At 71.2% G+C, this 14,366-nt stretch carries 15 protein-coding genes and 3 pseudogenes; 10 read left to right on the top strand and 8 right to left on the bottom strand.

All coding sequences use genetic code 11. The features are described 5' to 3' along the window. Positions 1 to 15 precede the first annotated feature (15 nt). The 7 genes and pseudogenes from ribD to ACZZ0J_RS05780 form a co-directional block, all read right to left on the bottom strand. Positions 16 to 1,139: pseudogene (gene ribD, locus ACZZ0J_RS05810) on the bottom strand (bifunctional diaminohydroxyphosphoribosylaminopyrimidine deaminase/5-amino-6-(5-phosphoribosylamino)uracil reductase RibD). Between the two features lie 120 nt (positions 1,140 to 1,259). After that, positions 1,260 to 1,574, bottom strand: coding sequence for a GNAT family N-acetyltransferase (locus ACZZ0J_RS05805; RefSeq protein WP_463438146.1), 315 nt, complete (start codon positions 1,572 to 1,574; stop codon positions 1,260 to 1,262). Next, the gene (locus tag ACZZ0J_RS05800; protein ID WP_463435416.1) at positions 1,505 to 1,816 is read right to left on the bottom strand and encodes a GNAT family N-acetyltransferase; all 312 of its coding nucleotides are present in this window, start codon (positions 1,814 to 1,816) and stop codon (positions 1,505 to 1,507) included. The genes ACZZ0J_RS05805 and ACZZ0J_RS05800 overlap by 70 nt, the downstream gene beginning before the upstream one ends. Positions 1,817 to 1,818: 2 nt before the next feature. Beyond that, positions 1,819 to 2,828: pseudogene (gene trpS, locus ACZZ0J_RS05795) on the bottom strand (tryptophan--tRNA ligase). 42 nt (positions 2,829 to 2,870) lie between these two features. Next, entirely contained in the window at positions 2,871 to 3,713 is an 843-nt protein-coding gene (locus ACZZ0J_RS05790) for an exodeoxyribonuclease III (protein ID WP_123292347.1), read from the bottom strand. A gap of 248 nt (positions 3,714 to 3,961) precedes the next feature. Further along, positions 3,962 to 4,234 (bottom strand): HPr family phosphocarrier protein, encoded by a 273-nt coding sequence (locus ACZZ0J_RS05785; protein ID WP_111086640.1) that lies wholly within the window; start codon positions 4,232 to 4,234, stop codon positions 3,962 to 3,964. 69 nt (positions 4,235 to 4,303) lie between these two features. Further along, positions 4,304 to 5,074, bottom strand: a complete 771-nt coding sequence (locus ACZZ0J_RS05780; protein WP_111086639.1) for a DeoR/GlpR family DNA-binding transcription regulator — start codon at positions 5,072 to 5,074, stop codon at positions 4,304 to 4,306. 252 nt (positions 5,075 to 5,326) lie between these two features. On the opposite strand from ACZZ0J_RS05780, the gene ptsP reads away from it, so the two are divergent. The 5 genes from ptsP to ACZZ0J_RS05755 all read left to right on the top strand — a co-directional run bounded on the left by ptsP (position 5,327) and on the right by ACZZ0J_RS05755 (position 10,275). Further along, complete coding sequence (gene ptsP / locus ACZZ0J_RS05775; protein ID WP_463435412.1) at positions 5,327 to 6,982, top strand: phosphoenolpyruvate--protein phosphotransferase; 1,656 nt, start codon at positions 5,327 to 5,329, stop codon at positions 6,980 to 6,982. A gap of 65 nt (positions 6,983 to 7,047) precedes the next feature. Continuing rightward, positions 7,048 to 7,290, top strand: a complete 243-nt coding sequence (locus ACZZ0J_RS05770; protein WP_463435410.1) for a hypothetical protein — start codon at positions 7,048 to 7,050, stop codon at positions 7,288 to 7,290. Continuing rightward, on the top strand, positions 7,212 to 8,585 hold the full coding sequence (locus tag ACZZ0J_RS05765) for a PTS mannitol transporter subunit IICB (protein ID WP_463435408.1): 1,374 nt from the start codon (positions 7,212 to 7,214) through the stop codon (positions 8,583 to 8,585). Before ACZZ0J_RS05770 ends, ACZZ0J_RS05765 begins: the two co-directional genes overlap by 79 nt. Before the next feature lie 89 nt (positions 8,586 to 8,674). After that, a complete protein-coding gene (locus ACZZ0J_RS05760) occupies positions 8,675 to 9,112 on the top strand; it encodes a PTS sugar transporter subunit IIA (RefSeq protein WP_027466426.1) in 438 nt (145 codons plus the stop codon). Then, on the top strand, positions 9,109 to 10,275 hold the full coding sequence (locus tag ACZZ0J_RS05755) for a mannitol-1-phosphate 5-dehydrogenase (RefSeq protein WP_463435405.1): 1,167 nt from the start codon (positions 9,109 to 9,111) through the stop codon (positions 10,273 to 10,275). The genes ACZZ0J_RS05760 and ACZZ0J_RS05755 overlap by 4 nt, the downstream gene beginning before the upstream one ends. Positions 10,276 to 10,347: 72 nt before the next feature. On the opposite strand, the gene ACZZ0J_RS05750 is transcribed toward ACZZ0J_RS05755, so the two are convergent. Continuing rightward, positions 10,348 to 11,307 carry a diacylglycerol/lipid kinase family protein gene (locus ACZZ0J_RS05750; protein ID WP_463435403.1) on the bottom strand — a complete coding sequence of 320 codons (960 nt, stop codon included), beginning with the start codon at positions 11,305 to 11,307 and terminating at the stop codon, positions 10,348 to 10,350. A gap of 186 nt (positions 11,308 to 11,493) precedes the next feature. On the opposite strand from ACZZ0J_RS05750, the gene ACZZ0J_RS05745 reads away from it, so the two are divergent. The 5 genes and pseudogenes from ACZZ0J_RS05745 to ACZZ0J_RS05725 all read left to right on the top strand — a co-directional run bounded on the left by ACZZ0J_RS05745 (position 11,494) and on the right by ACZZ0J_RS05725 (position 14,339). Continuing rightward, a complete protein-coding gene (locus tag ACZZ0J_RS05745; RefSeq protein WP_463435401.1) occupies positions 11,494 to 11,757 on the top strand; it encodes a hypothetical protein in 264 nt (87 codons plus the stop codon). Beyond that, on the top strand, positions 11,754 to 12,752 hold the full coding sequence (locus tag ACZZ0J_RS05740; RefSeq protein ID WP_463435399.1) for an ice-binding family protein: 999 nt from the start codon (positions 11,754 to 11,756) through the stop codon (positions 12,750 to 12,752). Before ACZZ0J_RS05745 ends, ACZZ0J_RS05740 begins: the two co-directional genes overlap by 4 nt. Before the next feature lie 10 nt (positions 12,753 to 12,762). Further along, positions 12,763 to 13,029, top strand: a pseudogene (locus tag ACZZ0J_RS05735) (alcohol dehydrogenase catalytic domain-containing protein); the annotation flags it as partial. 170 nt (positions 13,030 to 13,199) lie between these two features. Beyond that, positions 13,200 to 13,694: a zinc-binding dehydrogenase gene (locus ACZZ0J_RS05730; RefSeq protein WP_463435398.1), complete on the top strand. Its 495-nt coding sequence runs from the start codon at positions 13,200 to 13,202 to the stop codon at positions 13,692 to 13,694. A 279-nt stretch (positions 13,695 to 13,973) separates the two neighbouring features. After that, positions 13,974 to 14,339 (top strand): DUF805 domain-containing protein, encoded by a 366-nt coding sequence (locus tag ACZZ0J_RS05725; protein ID WP_463435397.1) that lies wholly within the window; start codon positions 13,974 to 13,976, stop codon positions 14,337 to 14,339. The last annotated feature ends 27 nt before the right edge of the window (positions 14,340 to 14,366 follow it).

Below are 14,366 nucleotides of genomic sequence, written 5' to 3'. Positions count from 1 at the left end.
AGGTCAGCGCGTCGGTCATGGGGTGCTCCGGTCGTTCGTGGGCCCGTCGTCTCCGAACCCGGGTGCTGCGTCGTGCTGCTGCGGTGTCTGCTGCTGCGCTGTCTGTGGTGGCGCCGTCTGTGGTGGCGATGGCTGCGGCTGCGCTGTCGCGCTGCGTTGCGGTCGGGCTCGGACCAGCAGGTCAGGGCCCAGGCTGGTGGTCGATAGTACGTCCAACCGCCGACGCCCGGACATGCTTCCCACCCCGAGGTCGTCGAGGGCGACCCGGGGTCCGCCGAGCAGGATCGGGGCGACGTACACGAGGTACTCGTCGACGAGCCCGGCGGCGATGAGCGCGGACGCGACGGTGGGGCCGCCCTCGACGAACACCGAGTGCACGCCGTGCCCACGCAGGGCGGCGAGCGACGCGGCGAGGTCGTGCCCCGGCAGCGTCACGAGCCCACGGGGGTGTCGACGGACCGCGGCGTCGTCGGGGACGGCGCGGTCACCGAGCACGACCGCGAGCGGCTGGTCGGCGAGGAGTTCGCCCGCGTCACCCCGAGCGGTCAGGCTCGGGTCGTCGGCGAGCACGGTGCCGGTGCCGACCAGGATCGCGTCGTGCGCGGCACGCTGCTCGTGGACGTGCTGTCGGGCTGCGGCGCCGGTGATCCACTTGCTCGTCCCGTCGGCAGCCGCGGCGCGGCCGTCCAGGCTCGAGGCCCACTTCACGGTCACCCACGGGCGTCCGAGGCGGACCGACAGGAGCCACCGTTCGAGGAACGCCTCGGCCTCGTCGGCGAGCACACCGGACACGACGTCGACCCCGGCGGCGCGGAGTCGGTCGGCGCCGCCGTGCACGTCCGCGCCCGGATCGTCGATCGCGTACACGACACGGGCGACCCCGGCCTCGATCAGGGCGACGGCGCAGGGGCCGGTGCGGCCGGTGTGGTTGCAGGGCTCGAGGGTGACGACGGCCGTCGCGCCGCGGAGCTGTGCCGGATCGACCTTCGCCATCGCGTCGACCTCGGCGTGCGGGGTTCCGGCGCCCTTGTGCCACCCCTCGGCGAGGACGTCGCCGGCGGGGAGAGGATCACGGCGCCGACCCGTGCGTGGTCGCCCACGACGGGCCCGAGCGCCGCGAGTTCGAGCCCGCGGCGCATCGCCCGGACCTCGGTGGGTCGTGCCGTGTCGCTCACGGATCGAGCCTACCGGCGGTGGATCGGTGACGCGTCATCGTCGGGAACGCGGCGTCATGCGGGGACGGGTCACGGGGCGCTGTGTCACGGAGCGTCGGGCCACGGGAGGTCCGATGCGGGCGCGCCGTCGGCCCGGCGCAGGGCGGTCCAGGCGGTCGTCGGTCCGCCGTCGCGTCCGGGGATCCGTGCAGGCCCGGCGCCGGTGAACGAGAACCCGGCGCTGCGTGCGACCGCGGCCGACGCCGTGTTGCCCTCGTAGCACTCCCAGTAGACGTCCGGAGCACCGTCCTCGAACGCCCAGTCCACGACGAGCTCCACCGCATCGTGCATCAACCCGGCACCGCGGGCCGAGGGCGCCAGCCAGAAGCCGAGGTCGCGGCCGGCGGTGCGGTAGCCGATGATCCCTCGAGCCAGGTCGACCCGCGGCGACGGATCGCCCAGGTGTACTCGCGGTCCGACGCCCAGCCGGGTCCGACCAGGGCGTCGACGAAGGTCCGTGCGTCCTGTTCGCGGTACGGCGTGGGGATCGTCGTCCAGCGGACGATGTCCGGATCCTGACAGGCGTCGGTGATCGCCGCGGTGTCCGCCCGGGTCGGGACGTCGAGTCGGACCCGGGCGGACTCCAGCGTGACCGGCAGCACGGTCAGCCGCGCGAGCGCGGGACGAACCCGATCCGGTCGTACACGCGCGCCAGGGTCTCCTGCGCGATGGACTCGGCACGGTCGGCGCCGACGGCGAGCAGTCGGTCGAGCTCCGCCGGGTCGTCGAGCAGCTCGAGCGTGCGGGTGCGTACCGGCTCGAGCTCGGCGACGACGGCGTCGGCGACCGCGCCCTTGAGGTCCCCGTAGCCCTTGCCCGCGAACGATGCCTCGAGCTCGGCGACGGGGTCCGGCTGAAGGCGGACAGGATCGCGAGCAGGTTCGTCACGCCCGGCTTCGCCTGGCGGTCGGAGCGGATCTCGCGCTCGTCGTCGGTGACGGCCGACTTGATCTTCTTCGCGGTGCGCTTCGGGTCGTCGAGCAGCCGGATCAGGCCGCTGTCGGACGCCGCCGACTTGCTCATCTTGCTCGTCGGGTCCTGCAGGTCGTAGATGCGCGCCGTCTCGGTGCCGATCCGGGCCTCGGGCACGACGAACGTGTCGCCGAACCGCGAGTTGAAGCGTCCGGCGAGGTCGCGGGTGAGCTCGACGTGCTGGCGCTGGTCGTCGCCGACCGGCACGACCTTGGTGTCGTACAGCAGGATGTCGGCGGCCATCAGGACCGGGTACGTGAAGAGCCCGACCGACGCGGCCTCGGACCCCTGCCGCGCCGACTTGTCCTTGAACTGTGTCATCCGGCTCGCCTCACCGAACCCGGTGAGGGTGTTGAGCACCCAGGCGAGCTCGGCGTGGGCCGGCACGTGTGACTGCACGAACAGCGTCGACTTCGTCGGGTCGATGCCCGACGCGATGTACTGCGCGGCCGTCGCCCGGGTGCTCGCGCGGAGCTCGGCCGGGTCCTGCGGCGAGGTGATCGCGTGCATGTCGACGACGCAGTAGATGGCGTCGAAGTCGTCCTGCAGGTCGCGCCACTGCATGAGCGCCCCGACGTAGTTGCCGAGGTGCAGCGAGCCGGCGGACGGCTGGATGCCCGAGAAGATGCGGGTCTTGGTCATGGTGGTGTTCCTGTGGGTCAGGTGGAGCGCAAGGAGTGGGGATCAGAGTTCGTAGTCGACGACCACGGGGGCGTGGTCGGACCATCGCTGGTCGTACGCCGCGGCGCGGTCGACCGTGTACTCCGTGACCTTCGCCGCGAGGTCGGGCGTGGCCATCTGGTAGTCGATGCGCCAGCCGGTGTCGTTGTCGAACGCCTGGCCGCGCCAGGACCACCACGTGTACGGCCCCTCGACGTCGCCGGCCTGCGCACGACCGACGTCCACCCAGCCGAGCCCCGGGCCCGTCGAGCCGTCAGCGCCCTCGACCGGTTCGCCGTCGGCACCGAAGAAGCGCGAGAAGTAGGCACGCTCGCGCGGCAGGAAGCCCGCTCGCTTGACGTTGCCCTTCCAGTTCTTGATGTCGCGCTGGTCGTGCCCGACGTTCAGGTCACCGACGACGACGGCGAGCGGATTGTGCGCGCGGAGGGCGGGCAGCCGCTCGGTCATGGCGTCGAGGAACTTCCACTTCTCGTCCTGCTTGGGGGTGTCGACCTCGCCCGAGTGCACGTAGGTGGACACGACCGTGACCGTGGTTCCGCCGATCTCGTAGTCGGCTTCGAGCCAGCGGCCGGCGGAGTCGAACTCGTCCGGTCCGAGGGCGACGCGGTGGATCTGGGCGGAGTGTCGCGAGGCGATGGCCACGCCTGCCCGGCCCTTGGCGGTCGCCGGGTCGTGCACGATGTCCCACTCGTCGCCGAGCAGACCGGCCAGGTCCTCGCTCGACGCACGCACTTCCTGCAGGGCGAGCACGTCGACGTCGCGGGTGGCGAGCCAGTCGCCCATGCCCTTGCGGAAGGCGGCGCGGACGCCGTTCACGTTGACGGATGCGAGGCGCAGGCGTGTCATGCCGACCACCTTATCGGCGGGCGCCGACAGCCCTGGACCGCGCCGGTTCGAGGTTCCACGACTCGCCGCGTGCCGTCCGCCGAGGTTCCACAGACCGACGTGGGGGACGCCGAGATGACGAGATTTCGGAACCCCGGGGCGGGCCAGACGGGCGGGGCAGGCGGGGGCACGGCGGTGGGGCCGCCGCACGACGGACGGGAGGCACGGTGCCAGCTGGCACCGTGCCTCCCGTCCGTCGCAGTGCGGCGTCAGGCCGCGTCGTGGTCCGTCTGCAGGAACTCGACAAGGCTGTCGGCGGTGGTCTCGGCGTCGTCGCCGGTCACGGTGAGGCTGACCTCGTCACCGTTCTCGATGCCCAGACCGAGCAGGGCGAGGATGCTGCCGGCGTTGCCGGACTTGTCGCCCTTGGCGATCGTGACCTGGTGGCCGGAGGCCGTCACGGTCTGGACGAAGAGGGACGCGGGGCGCGCGTGCAGGCCGGACGCGCTGGCGACGGTCACGGTGCGGGTGGCTTCGGACATCGATGTACTCCTGTCGATGGGTGGTGCGCTCATGCTAGCGAGCGCCGGATGGGCGGGTCGGGCGAGCGGTCAGGGTCGACCGGGCCAGAACACCTCGGTGCCGGCGGCCTCGACCTCGCGGACCAGGTCGAGGTTGACGGCGGGGTCGGTGATGATCGTGTCGATGGCGGCGAGGGGTGCGACGCGGCCGAACTCCTCACGGCCGAACTTGGTGTGGTCGGCGAGCAGGATGCTCCGGCGGGCGGACTTGATCATCGCCGACTTCACCGCGGCCTCGGCCATGTTGTGGGTCGTCAGGCCGCGCTCCGGGGTGATCCCGTTGATGCTCACGAAGGCGACGTCGACGCTCACCATGCCGATGAGCTGGTGCGTCCACGTGCCGACGCCGGCCAGGGAGTCGCTGCGGATGTTGCCGCCGAGCAGGTGCAGGTCGATGCCCGGCCGGTTCGCGACGGCCATCGCGACGGGAAGGGAGTGCGTGACGACGGTGAGTCCGCGGTCGGTCGGCAGCATCTCGGCGAGGCAGATGGTGGAGGTGCCGGCGTCGATCATGATCGAGCCGTTCTCCGGCAGCTCCTCGAGCGCGGCCTCGGCGATGACCATCTTCTCGGCCTGGTTGATGCCGCCGCGGTCGCCGACGCCGGGGTGGATCGTGATGCGCTCGACCGGGATCGCGCCGCCGTGGGCGCGTCGGACCAGCCCGCGGCGCTCCAGGCTCGTCAGGTCGCGGCGGATGGTCTCTGGAGTGACCTCGAGCAGCTCGGCGAGGTCCTTGACGTCGACCCGCCCCTGCGCGCGCGCCTGCTCGACGATGCGCTGGTGGCGTTCTGGTGCGTACATCGGACCTCGTCGTCTCCTGGTCGGAACGGAACGGACATGACCGGGCACGAACCTGACGGAACCGAGCCGGAGCGGCTGGCCGCCAGACGCAAACGGGCATCTGTTTCTGCATTTTTATCCCCGGATGTGTTTGTTTGTCAACGCGGATCGGGGTAGTGTGCTGCTCAGCCGCACCGGCGAGGTCCCGTCTCAGCCGTGCGCGCACCGAACGAACACCCCACCGCAAGCGCGTGTGAGATGAAGGAGTCTCGAATGTCCGAACTGCTCGGCACCGGCGTCGGTCGTGGCGTCGCCCACGGCCCCGTGCTCCGCATGGCGGACCCGCTCGGCGAACCGTCGAAGGACGCCCTGACCGGTTCGGCGGACGACGCGAAGCAGGCCGTGCACGACGCACTGGCCGCGGTGGCCGAGGACCTCAACAAGCGCGGACAGCTCGCCGGCGGCGACGCCCAGGCCGTGCTCGAGGCGCAGGCGCTCATGGCGCAAGACCCGACCCTCCTCGACGACGTGCACACGCGCATCGACGGCGGCACCAACCCGGAACGCGCCGTGTACGAGGCGTTCGCGCAGTTCCGCGACCTGCTCGTCGGCATGGGCGGCTACATGGGGGAGCGCGCAGCCGACCTCGACGACGTCGCCCAGCGCATCATCGCGAAGCTCCGCGGCGTGCACGCCCCCGGTGTCCCCGAGTCGGACACCCCGTTCGTCCTCGTCGCCCGTGACCTCGCTCCGGCCGACACCGCACTGCTGGACCTCGACAAGGTCCTCGCGCTGGTCACCCGCGACGGCGGCCCGACCTCGCACACCGCGATCCTCGCCCGCGCCAAGGGCATCACCGCGATCGTCGGCGTCACCGGTGCCGACGACCTGGCCGACGGGCAGCCGATCGTCGTCGACGCCGTCGCCGGCACCGTCGTCACCGAGCCGTCCGAGGCCCTGGTGGCCGACGTCGAGCAGCGCATCGCCGACCGGCTCGCCGCGGCCGCCGCACCGCTCACCGCCGGTGCCCTGGCCGACGGCCACGTCGTGCCCCTGCTCGCGAACCTCGGCAGCCCCGCCGACGCCGCGGGCGCCGTTGCTCTCGGTGCGGAGGGCGTGGGGCTCTTCCGCACCGAGTTCCTCTTCCTCGACTCGCCGAAGGCGCCGACCGTCGACGAGCAGACCGAGTCCTACCGTCAGCTCCTCGCCGCCTTCCCGGGCAAGAAGGTCGTCGTCCGCGCGCTCGACGCCGGTGCCGACAAGCCGCTGCCGTTCCTCACCGACAAGGACGAGGAGAACCCGGCGCTCGGCCGTCGCGGGCTCCGTGCGCTGCGCAACCACCCCGAGGTGCTGCGCGACCAGCTCGTCGCACTGGCCCAGGCGGACGCCGCGACCGAGGCCGACCTCTGGGTCATGGCGCCGATGGTCGCCGACGCCGAGGAGACCGAGTACTTCGTCACCCTGGCCCGCGAGCTCGGCATCCGCACCGCCGGCGTGATGGCCGAGGTGCCTTCGCTCGCCCTGATGGCCGAACAGGTGTTCCAGAACGCGGACTTCGTGTCGATCGGTACGAACGACCTGACCCAGTACACGATGGCCGCCGACCGCATGCTCGGCACCGTCGCGTCGTACCAGGACCCGTGGCACCCCGCCGTCCTGCGCCTCGTCGCGCAGCTCGGAGTGGCCGGTGCCGACGCGGGCAAGCCCGTCGGCATCTGCGGTGAGGCCGCAGCCGACCCGCTGCTCGCCGTCGTGCTCGTCGGCCTCGGCGCCACCACCCTCTCCATGACCCCCGCGGCCCTGGCCGACGTGCGCGCCGAACTCGGTCAGCACACGCTCGAGCAGGCCCGCGAGATGGCCCAGGCGGCACTCGCCGCGTCCACGGCGGCGGCTGCGAAGTCCGCCGCGGCGGCCGCGCACGCCGTCTGAGCCGCACCATCCCCAACACCCCGTCCGCACCAGCAGCAGCTCCACCACACAGAAAGTCACCGCACATGACAACGTCGTCCGTTGCAGCGCCCGACGCACCCGCGAAGTCGCGGGGCGGCGCACGCGTCGCCGTTCAGAAGTTCGGCACGTTCCTCTCCGGCATGGTCATGCCCAACATCGCGATCTTCATCGCGTGGGGCCTGATCACCGCCTTCTTCATCGAGACCGGATGGACCCCGTCGGGATCCTCGGCGGGTTCGGTGAGACGGACGGTGTGGCCAACATCGGTCTCGTCGGCCCGATCCTGACGTACCTGATCCCGCTCGCGATCGCCTTCCAGGGCGGCCGGATGATCTACGAGACCCGCGGCGCCGTCGTCGGCTCGATCATGGCGATGGGTGTCATCCTCGGCGCCAACGGCACGATCATGATCCTCGGCGCGATGATCTGCGGGCCGCTCGGCGCGTACCTCATCAAGCAGATCGACAAGATCTGGGACGGCAAGATCAAGCCGGGCTTCGAGATGCTCGTCAACAACTACGCGGCCGGCATCCTCGGCTTCGGGCTGGCGATGGTCGGGTTCTTCTGGCTCGCCCCGCTGTTCAAGCTCATCGCCGAGGGCCTCGGCGACGCGGTGAACTTCCTCGTCCAGCACTCGCTGCTGCCGCTCGCCAGCGTCATCATCGAGCCGGCCAAGGTGTTCTTCCTGAACAACGCCATCAACCACGGTGTGCTCGACCAGCTCGGCGCCCAGCAGGTGCAGGACTCCGGCAAGTCGATCCTGTTCCTGCTCGAGGCGAACCCCGGCCCCGGTCTGGGCATCCTGCTCGCCTTCACCTTCTTCGGTGTCGGCATCGCCCGCTCGACCGCTCCCGGTGCGATCCTCATCCAGTTCTTCGGTGGCATCCACGAGATCTACTTCCCGTACGTGCTGCAGAAGCCGGTCCTGTTCATCGCCGTCATCCTCGGTGGTGCGACGGGCGTCGGCACGAACGTCCTGTTCGGCTCCGGCCTGGTCGCCCCGGCATCGCCCGGATCGATCTTCGCCGTGCTGACGGCGACGGCGAAGGACAGCTACGTCGGCGTCATCCTGTCGGTCGTCCTGTCCGCAGCGGTCACCTTCGCAGTCGCGTCGTTCTTCCTGCTGGCCAGCCGCAAGCGCGACCTCGCCAACGGCGGCGGCGACATGACCGCAGCGTTCGACAAGATGCAGGCCACCAAGGGCCGCGACGCGAACGCCGCGACCGCAGGGCTCTTCGGCGGCACCGCCCCGGCCAACTCGGAAGAGGCAGCCGCCGCCGGCACCACCGCCACCGCGACGAAGGTCCAGAACCTCGTGTTCGCCTGCGACGCCGGCATGGGGTCGAGCGCCATGGGCGCCAGCGTCCTGCGCAACAAGATCAAGAAGGCGGGCATCGAAGGGGTCACGGTCACCAACAAGGCGATCGCGAACCTGTCCGGTGACGAGGACCTGATCATCACGCAGGAAGAACTGACGGACCGCGCCAAGCAGAAGAACCCGAACGCGCAGCACGTGTCGGTCGGCAACTTCATGAACGCGCCGCAGTACGACCAGGTCGTCGACCAGCTCAAGAACCAGTAACGCCACCACCAGTAACGAAGTGCAGTATCGGAGGGACGGGGACATCCCCGTCCCCTCCGTCACGTCCTCGAACACCAAGGAGAACCACGATGCCCGTCCTGCAGGAGAGCCAGATCCGGATCCACACCGAGGACACCGCGCCGACCAAGTCGGAGGCGATGAAGGAGGCGGCCGAGATCCTCGAAGCTGCGGGCGCGGTCACCGCTGACTACTACCCGGCGATGCTCGAGCGTGAGAAGAGCGTGTCCACGTACATGGGCAACTTCCTCGCCATCCCGCACGGCACGAACGACGCGAAGGACGCCATCAAGTCGTCCGCGCTGTCGTTCATCCGCTACGCCAGCCCGATCGACTGGGACGGCAACCCCGTGCGCTTCGTCGTCGGCATCGCCGGCGTGAACAACGAGCACCTCGACATCCTGTCCAAGATCGCGATCGTGTTCTCCGACGAGGACGAGGTCCAGAAGCTCACCGACGCGGCCGACACCAGCGCGATCCTGTCGATCCTCGGCGAGGTCAACGAGTGAGCACCACCGACCGGGGCACCGCCGTCCACTTCGGTGCCGGCAACATCGGCCGCGGCTTCGTCGGCCTGCTCCTGCACGAAGCGGGCTACGAGGTCGTCTTCGCCGACGTCGCCGCGCCGCTCATCGACGCCCTCGCCGCCGCCGACTCGTACACCGTGCACGAGGTCGGTACCGGCGCCGAGGACCACGAGGTCACGAACTTCCGCGCCCTGAACAGCGCGCAGGACGAGGACGGCGTCGTCGCCGAGATCGCCGCTGCCGCGATCGTGACGTGCGCCGTGGGTCCGAACGTCCTGAAGTTCATCGCCCCGGTCATCGCGCGGGCGCTCCAGCAGCGCGACGCGGACGCCGCACCCATCGCGGTGATGGCGTGCGAGAACGCGCTGAACGCCACGGACCGTCTGCGCGAGTTCATCGTCGACGCGCTCCCGGCCGAGGGCCGTGACGCGGCGCTCGCGAAGGCCGTCTTCGCGAACACCGCCGTCGACCGCATCGTGCCGGCCCAGCCCGAGGGCGCCGGCCTCGACGTCACCGTCGAGACCTACTTCGAGTGGGCCATCGACCGCACGCCGTTCGGCGGCGACGAGCCGGAGATCCCCGGCGCGCACTACGTCGACGGGCTCGCTGCCTCGATCGAGCGGAAGCTCTTCACGGTGAACACCGGGCACGCGACCGTCGCGTACCACGGCTTCGTCGCCGGGGCCGACAAGATCTCCGACGCCATCGCGATCCCCGCCGTGCGCTCCGAGGTCGAGTCCGTCCTGGCCGAGACGAGCGACCTGCTCGTCCGCCGCCACGAACTCGACCCCGAGGTGCACCGCGCCTACGTCCAGGCGATCATCACCCGGTTCGAGAACCCGCACCTGCCCGACACGGTGACACGCGTCGGCCGGCAGCCGCTCCGCAAGCTGTCGCGCGACGAGCGCTTCGTCTCGCCCGCCGCGGCGCTGGCCGAGGACGGCACCGAGCCGACCGCGCTGCTCGACGCGATGGGCGCGGCGCTCCGCTTCGACGTCGCCGACGACGAGCAGAGCGTCGAGCTGCAGGCGCTCCTGGCCTCGGACGCGTCCGATGCCGACGTGGTGACGCAGATCACCGGCCTCGCCGCGGAGCACCCGCTGCACGCAGCGTTCGCGGACCGGGTGCGTGTCGCGCGCGGCTGACGCTCTCGACGTGGCTCGGTGAAGACGGGAGGCCCGGTGCCAGCTGGCACCGGGCCTCCCGTCTTCACGTGGTCACCGCGACGGCCCCACCCGGATGGTGAGTCCGCCGTGGTCCACGGTCAGCCGCACCGCCACCACGGTGCCGAACGGGTCGCCGTCGAGCTGGACCTGCTCGGGCTGGTCCAGCTCGAGGTCGAGGACCCGTGCGCTCGTGTACCGCAGCGTCCGGGTGGCCGGGATGAGCCACGACAGGAACCGGCCGAACCCGGTCCGGTGGAAGAAGCGGTTCAGCGACAGGCCGTAGCCGACGCCGGCCCAGCCGACCGTCCGACCGGGGCGGAACGCGACCGCGTCGAGCACCCCGTCGTCCGGCTTCGCGGCGGGCAGCAGCAGGACACCAGCGGTCAGGGTGCCGCAGTTGCCGACGATGACCGTGTGCGCCTGCATCGTGCGGGTGTCACCGCCGTCGAGTCGGTACCGCAGGTCGACCTGCCGGTTGCCGATGACGGACCGCATGATCGGGTCGGAGTACGCGAGCCACCCGAACCGCTTCTTCAGCCGCGCGTTGGTGTTGGCCGCCATGTTCGCGTCGAGCCCGATGCCGGCCATCACCAGGAAGGCGTGGTGCGTCGTCGTGCCGTGCGGGTCGGTGAGGTCGGCGAACGCGAGGTCGACCCGTCGATCCGTCCCGGTGAAGGCGGCACGGACCGATCCGGCGACGTCGTTCAGCGGGATGCGCAGGTTCCGGGCGTACAGGTTCCCGGTCCCCACGGGGAGCACGGCCAGTGGCACGCCGGAGCCGTGCAGCACCTCGGCCACGACGCGCAGTGTGCCGTCGCCACCGACGACCAGGACGACGTCCGGCGCGGTGGCGAGCGCATCGAGCGCGGCGGCACGGCCGTCGTCGGACGCCGCGGTCTCGAACCACGTCGTGGGATCCCAGCCGTTCCGGCCCGCTTCGGCCGCGACGGTGTTGCGGAGCACCCGTAGGTCGACCTTGGACGGGTTGACGACGATCGCGGCGCGCGGCATGGAAGGACGATACCGAACCGGGATCCGGCTCCGGATCGCACTGATCCTGTCCACCATCGGCTGATCCGGGCGAACCTGGGAGTCCGGAGCGCAGAACGCATGTGATCAGCACACACTCGGGACACGGTGAACGCCGGGCGTCTCCGACGTCCGATCGGCTCTTCGCCATCTCAGGCAGGGGCCTCCGTGGCCAGATCGCCCATCTTCCGTTCCATCGTCGTCGTCAGTACCGGGATCGGGTTGGCCGCGGTACTCGCGCTCGGCGCCTCCTCGGCCGCGTCGGCCGCCACCATCATCGTCGGCCCCGTCGGTCTCGGGACCGCGGCGAGCTACGGCGTCCTCGGTGCCCAGACCGTGACGAACACCGGGCCGACCGTGGTCAACGGTGACCTCGGGTCTCGCCCGGTACCTCGATCACGGGCTTCGGCGGCACCGGCAACGGGACCGTGAACGGTACCGTGCACCAGACCGACGCCGCGGCCGCGCAGGCCCAGTCGGACACCACGACCGCGTACAACGTGGCCGCTTCGCTGACGCCGACACGGACCGGGCTCCAGGAGCTCAACGGGCTCAGCCTCAGCCCGGGCGTCTACAACGGCGACACGCTGCAGCTCGCGAACACCGGCCAGCTGACCCTGGCCGGCAGCGCAGACTCGGTCTGGGTGTTCCAGGCCGCGTCGACCCTGACGATCGGGTCCGGCACGAGGATCGTCATCACCGGTGGCGCCAGTTCGTGCAACGTGTTCTGGCAGGTCGGTAGTTCCGCGACCATCGGTAGCGCCGCCCAGTTCCGGGGCACCGTCCTCGCGGACCAGTCCGTGACGGCGACGACGGGTGCGACGGTCGTGGGCCGACTGCTCGCCCGGAACGCGGCGGTGACGCTCGACGACAACACCATCACCCGTCCGACCAACTGCCCGGCTGCCGGCACGCCGTCCGAGAGCGTCGCACCGACGATCACCTCGGGCACGCCGACCGACGCCACTGCGGGCACGCCGTACTCGTTCCCCGTCACCGCGACGGGCAACCCGGCACCCACGTACTCCGACGGCGGGACCCTGCCCCCGGGCCTCACGATCAACCCGGACACGGGTGTCATCTCCGGGACGCCCACCACGCCGGGCACCACGACGGTGACGATCACGGTCGACAACGGCACGGCACCGCCGGACACCGAGACCTACGTCGTGACCGTCCGCGCACCGGCACCCACGGCGACGCCGACCGCGTCGGCTCCCGCACCCACCGCATCCACGTCGACAGCTCCGGCGGTCCCGGTGGTCGGTGGCGGCGCCACCGGCGGCGGCACGACGGAACTGGCCTTCACCGGCAGCGACCCGACGATCCCGCTCGCCGCGGCGGGCGCGATGCTGCTCGGCGGCATCGCCGTGATGGTGCTCCGTGCACGGACGCTCCGCGCACGGCGTCGGCGGCTCGGGGCGTAACGTCGAGCGCATGACGAAGCACTGGGTGGCTCCACGGTTCGGCGGCAGCGAGGTCCTCGAGTTCGTGGACACCGAGGTCGCCGCACCCGGACCCGGCGAGGTCACCATCGCGGTCCGGGCCGCCGGCATGAACCCCGCCGACACGAAGCACACGCGGCAGGGCGACCTGTCCGACCTGCCAGTGCTCGTCGGCTACGAGGTCGCCGGCGTGCTCACCGCCCTCGGACCGGACACCACCATCGCGTCCGGCGGGGGAGCGGTCGGCGACGAGGTCCTGGCGTTCCGGGTCGCCGGCGGCTGGACGTCGTCCCTCACCGTCCCGGCAGCGGACGTCTTCGCGAAGCCCGTCGGGCTCGACTTCCCCGAGGCGGCGAACCTGCTGCTCGCGGGCACCACCGCCGCGGACATGCTGCGCGTCACCCGTGCCGCGGGCGCGACACCGTGCTGGTGCACGGCGCCTCCGGTGCAGTCGGCGTCAGCCTGCTGCAGCAGCTCCGCCTGCTCGGCGCGCGCGTCATCGGCACCGCCTCCGAGCGCGGTGCGGCCGTCGTGCGACGCTTCGGCGGCGAGTGGGTCGCGTACGGCGAGGGACTGGAGGCACGGGTCCGGTCGCTCGCACCCTCCGGCATCGACGTGGCACTGGACTGCGTGGGCACCGACGAGGCCATCGACGTCTCGCTCGCGGTGGTCGCGGACCGCGACCGGATCGTCACGATCGCGGCACCGGCGCGCGCCGCCGAGGCCGGGTTCGCGGCCGTCGGTGGGGCGCAGCCAGCGAGCAAGGCGTTCCGCGACTCGGTGCGGCAGCGACTGATCGACCTGGCCGGGGCCGGCCAGCTCGAGGTCCCGGTCGCGCGGACCTTCCCGCTCGCCGAGGCGACGGCGGCCGCGGAGTTGCTGGAGTCCGGGCACCCCGGCGGCAAGCTCGCGCTGGTGCCCTGAGCCGGTCGGAGCGCTGTCGCTGTGCTGTCGCTGTGCTGTCCTCCGCTGGGGGGACGCGTCCGGTCGGTGTCGCTGCCAGACTCGTCGGTGATCGCAGTCGGCCCCCGGAAGGAACGAACCAGTGAGTGACCAGTACCCGCCGCAGGATCCGTACGGCCAGCTGCCCGGACCGTACGGGCAGCAGCCCGGACCGTACGGGCAGCAGCCCGGACCGTACGGCCAGCAGCCGACCGGTCAGCGCCAGCCCCGCTGTGGGCACCCTGGTACGGGATCCCGTTCGTGCAGGCGTTCCCGCGGTTCTGGAAGAGGTACGTCCGGTTCGACGGCCGCGCGAGCCAGTCGGAGTTCTGGTTCTGGGCACTCTGGTACGTCATCGGCTCGGCGGCCACCGGCATCGTCGGTGGGTTCTTCAACGTGCTGCCGTTCTTCGACGATGCGTCGAACGGGTTGAGTGGGTTGTGGGCCTTGGCCTGCGCCCTCGGCTTCATCGCGCTGACGGTGCGACGACTGCACGACGTGAACCTGAGCGGGTACTTCGCCTTCCTCTTCATCATCCCGCCACTCGGCGTCCTGTTCTCCCTGATCATCGGTCTGATGGGCTCGAACCCGCAGGGGCAGCGGTACGACGAACCCCACCGCGGGTAGCGAGCGGCGGCCCAGCGACGGTTCTGG

The organism is Curtobacterium sp. AC272, from assembly GCF_979258155.1.
This window is presented reverse-complemented; position numbering and strand designations above follow the sequence as displayed.

Coding starts and splice junctions, on each gene's coding strand:
- ACZZ0J_RS05790 (WP_123292347.1), bottom strand. CDS start 3,713: ATGACACGCCTGCGCCTCGCATCCGTCAACGTGAACGGCGTCCGCGCC.
- ACZZ0J_RS05785 (WP_111086640.1), bottom strand. CDS start 4,234: ATGTCCGAAGCCACCCGCACCGTGACCGTCGCCAGCGCGTCCGGCCTG.
- ACZZ0J_RS05780 (WP_111086639.1), bottom strand. CDS start 5,074: ATGTACGCACCAGAACGCCACCAGCGCATCGTCGAGCAGGCGCGCGCG.
- ptsP (WP_463435412.1), top strand. CDS start 5,327: ATGTCCGAACTGCTCGGCACCGGCGTCGGTCGTGGCGTCGCCCACGGC.
- ACZZ0J_RS05770 (WP_463435410.1), top strand. CDS start 7,048: ATGACAACGTCGTCCGTTGCAGCGCCCGACGCACCCGCGAAGTCGCGG.
- ACZZ0J_RS05765 (WP_463435408.1), top strand. CDS start 7,212: ATGGACCCCGTCGGGATCCTCGGCGGGTTCGGTGAGACGGACGGTGTG.
- ACZZ0J_RS05760 (WP_027466426.1), top strand. CDS start 8,675: ATGCCCGTCCTGCAGGAGAGCCAGATCCGGATCCACACCGAGGACACC.
- ACZZ0J_RS05750 (WP_463435403.1), bottom strand. CDS start 11,307: ATGCCGCGCGCCGCGATCGTCGTCAACCCGTCCAAGGTCGACCTACGG.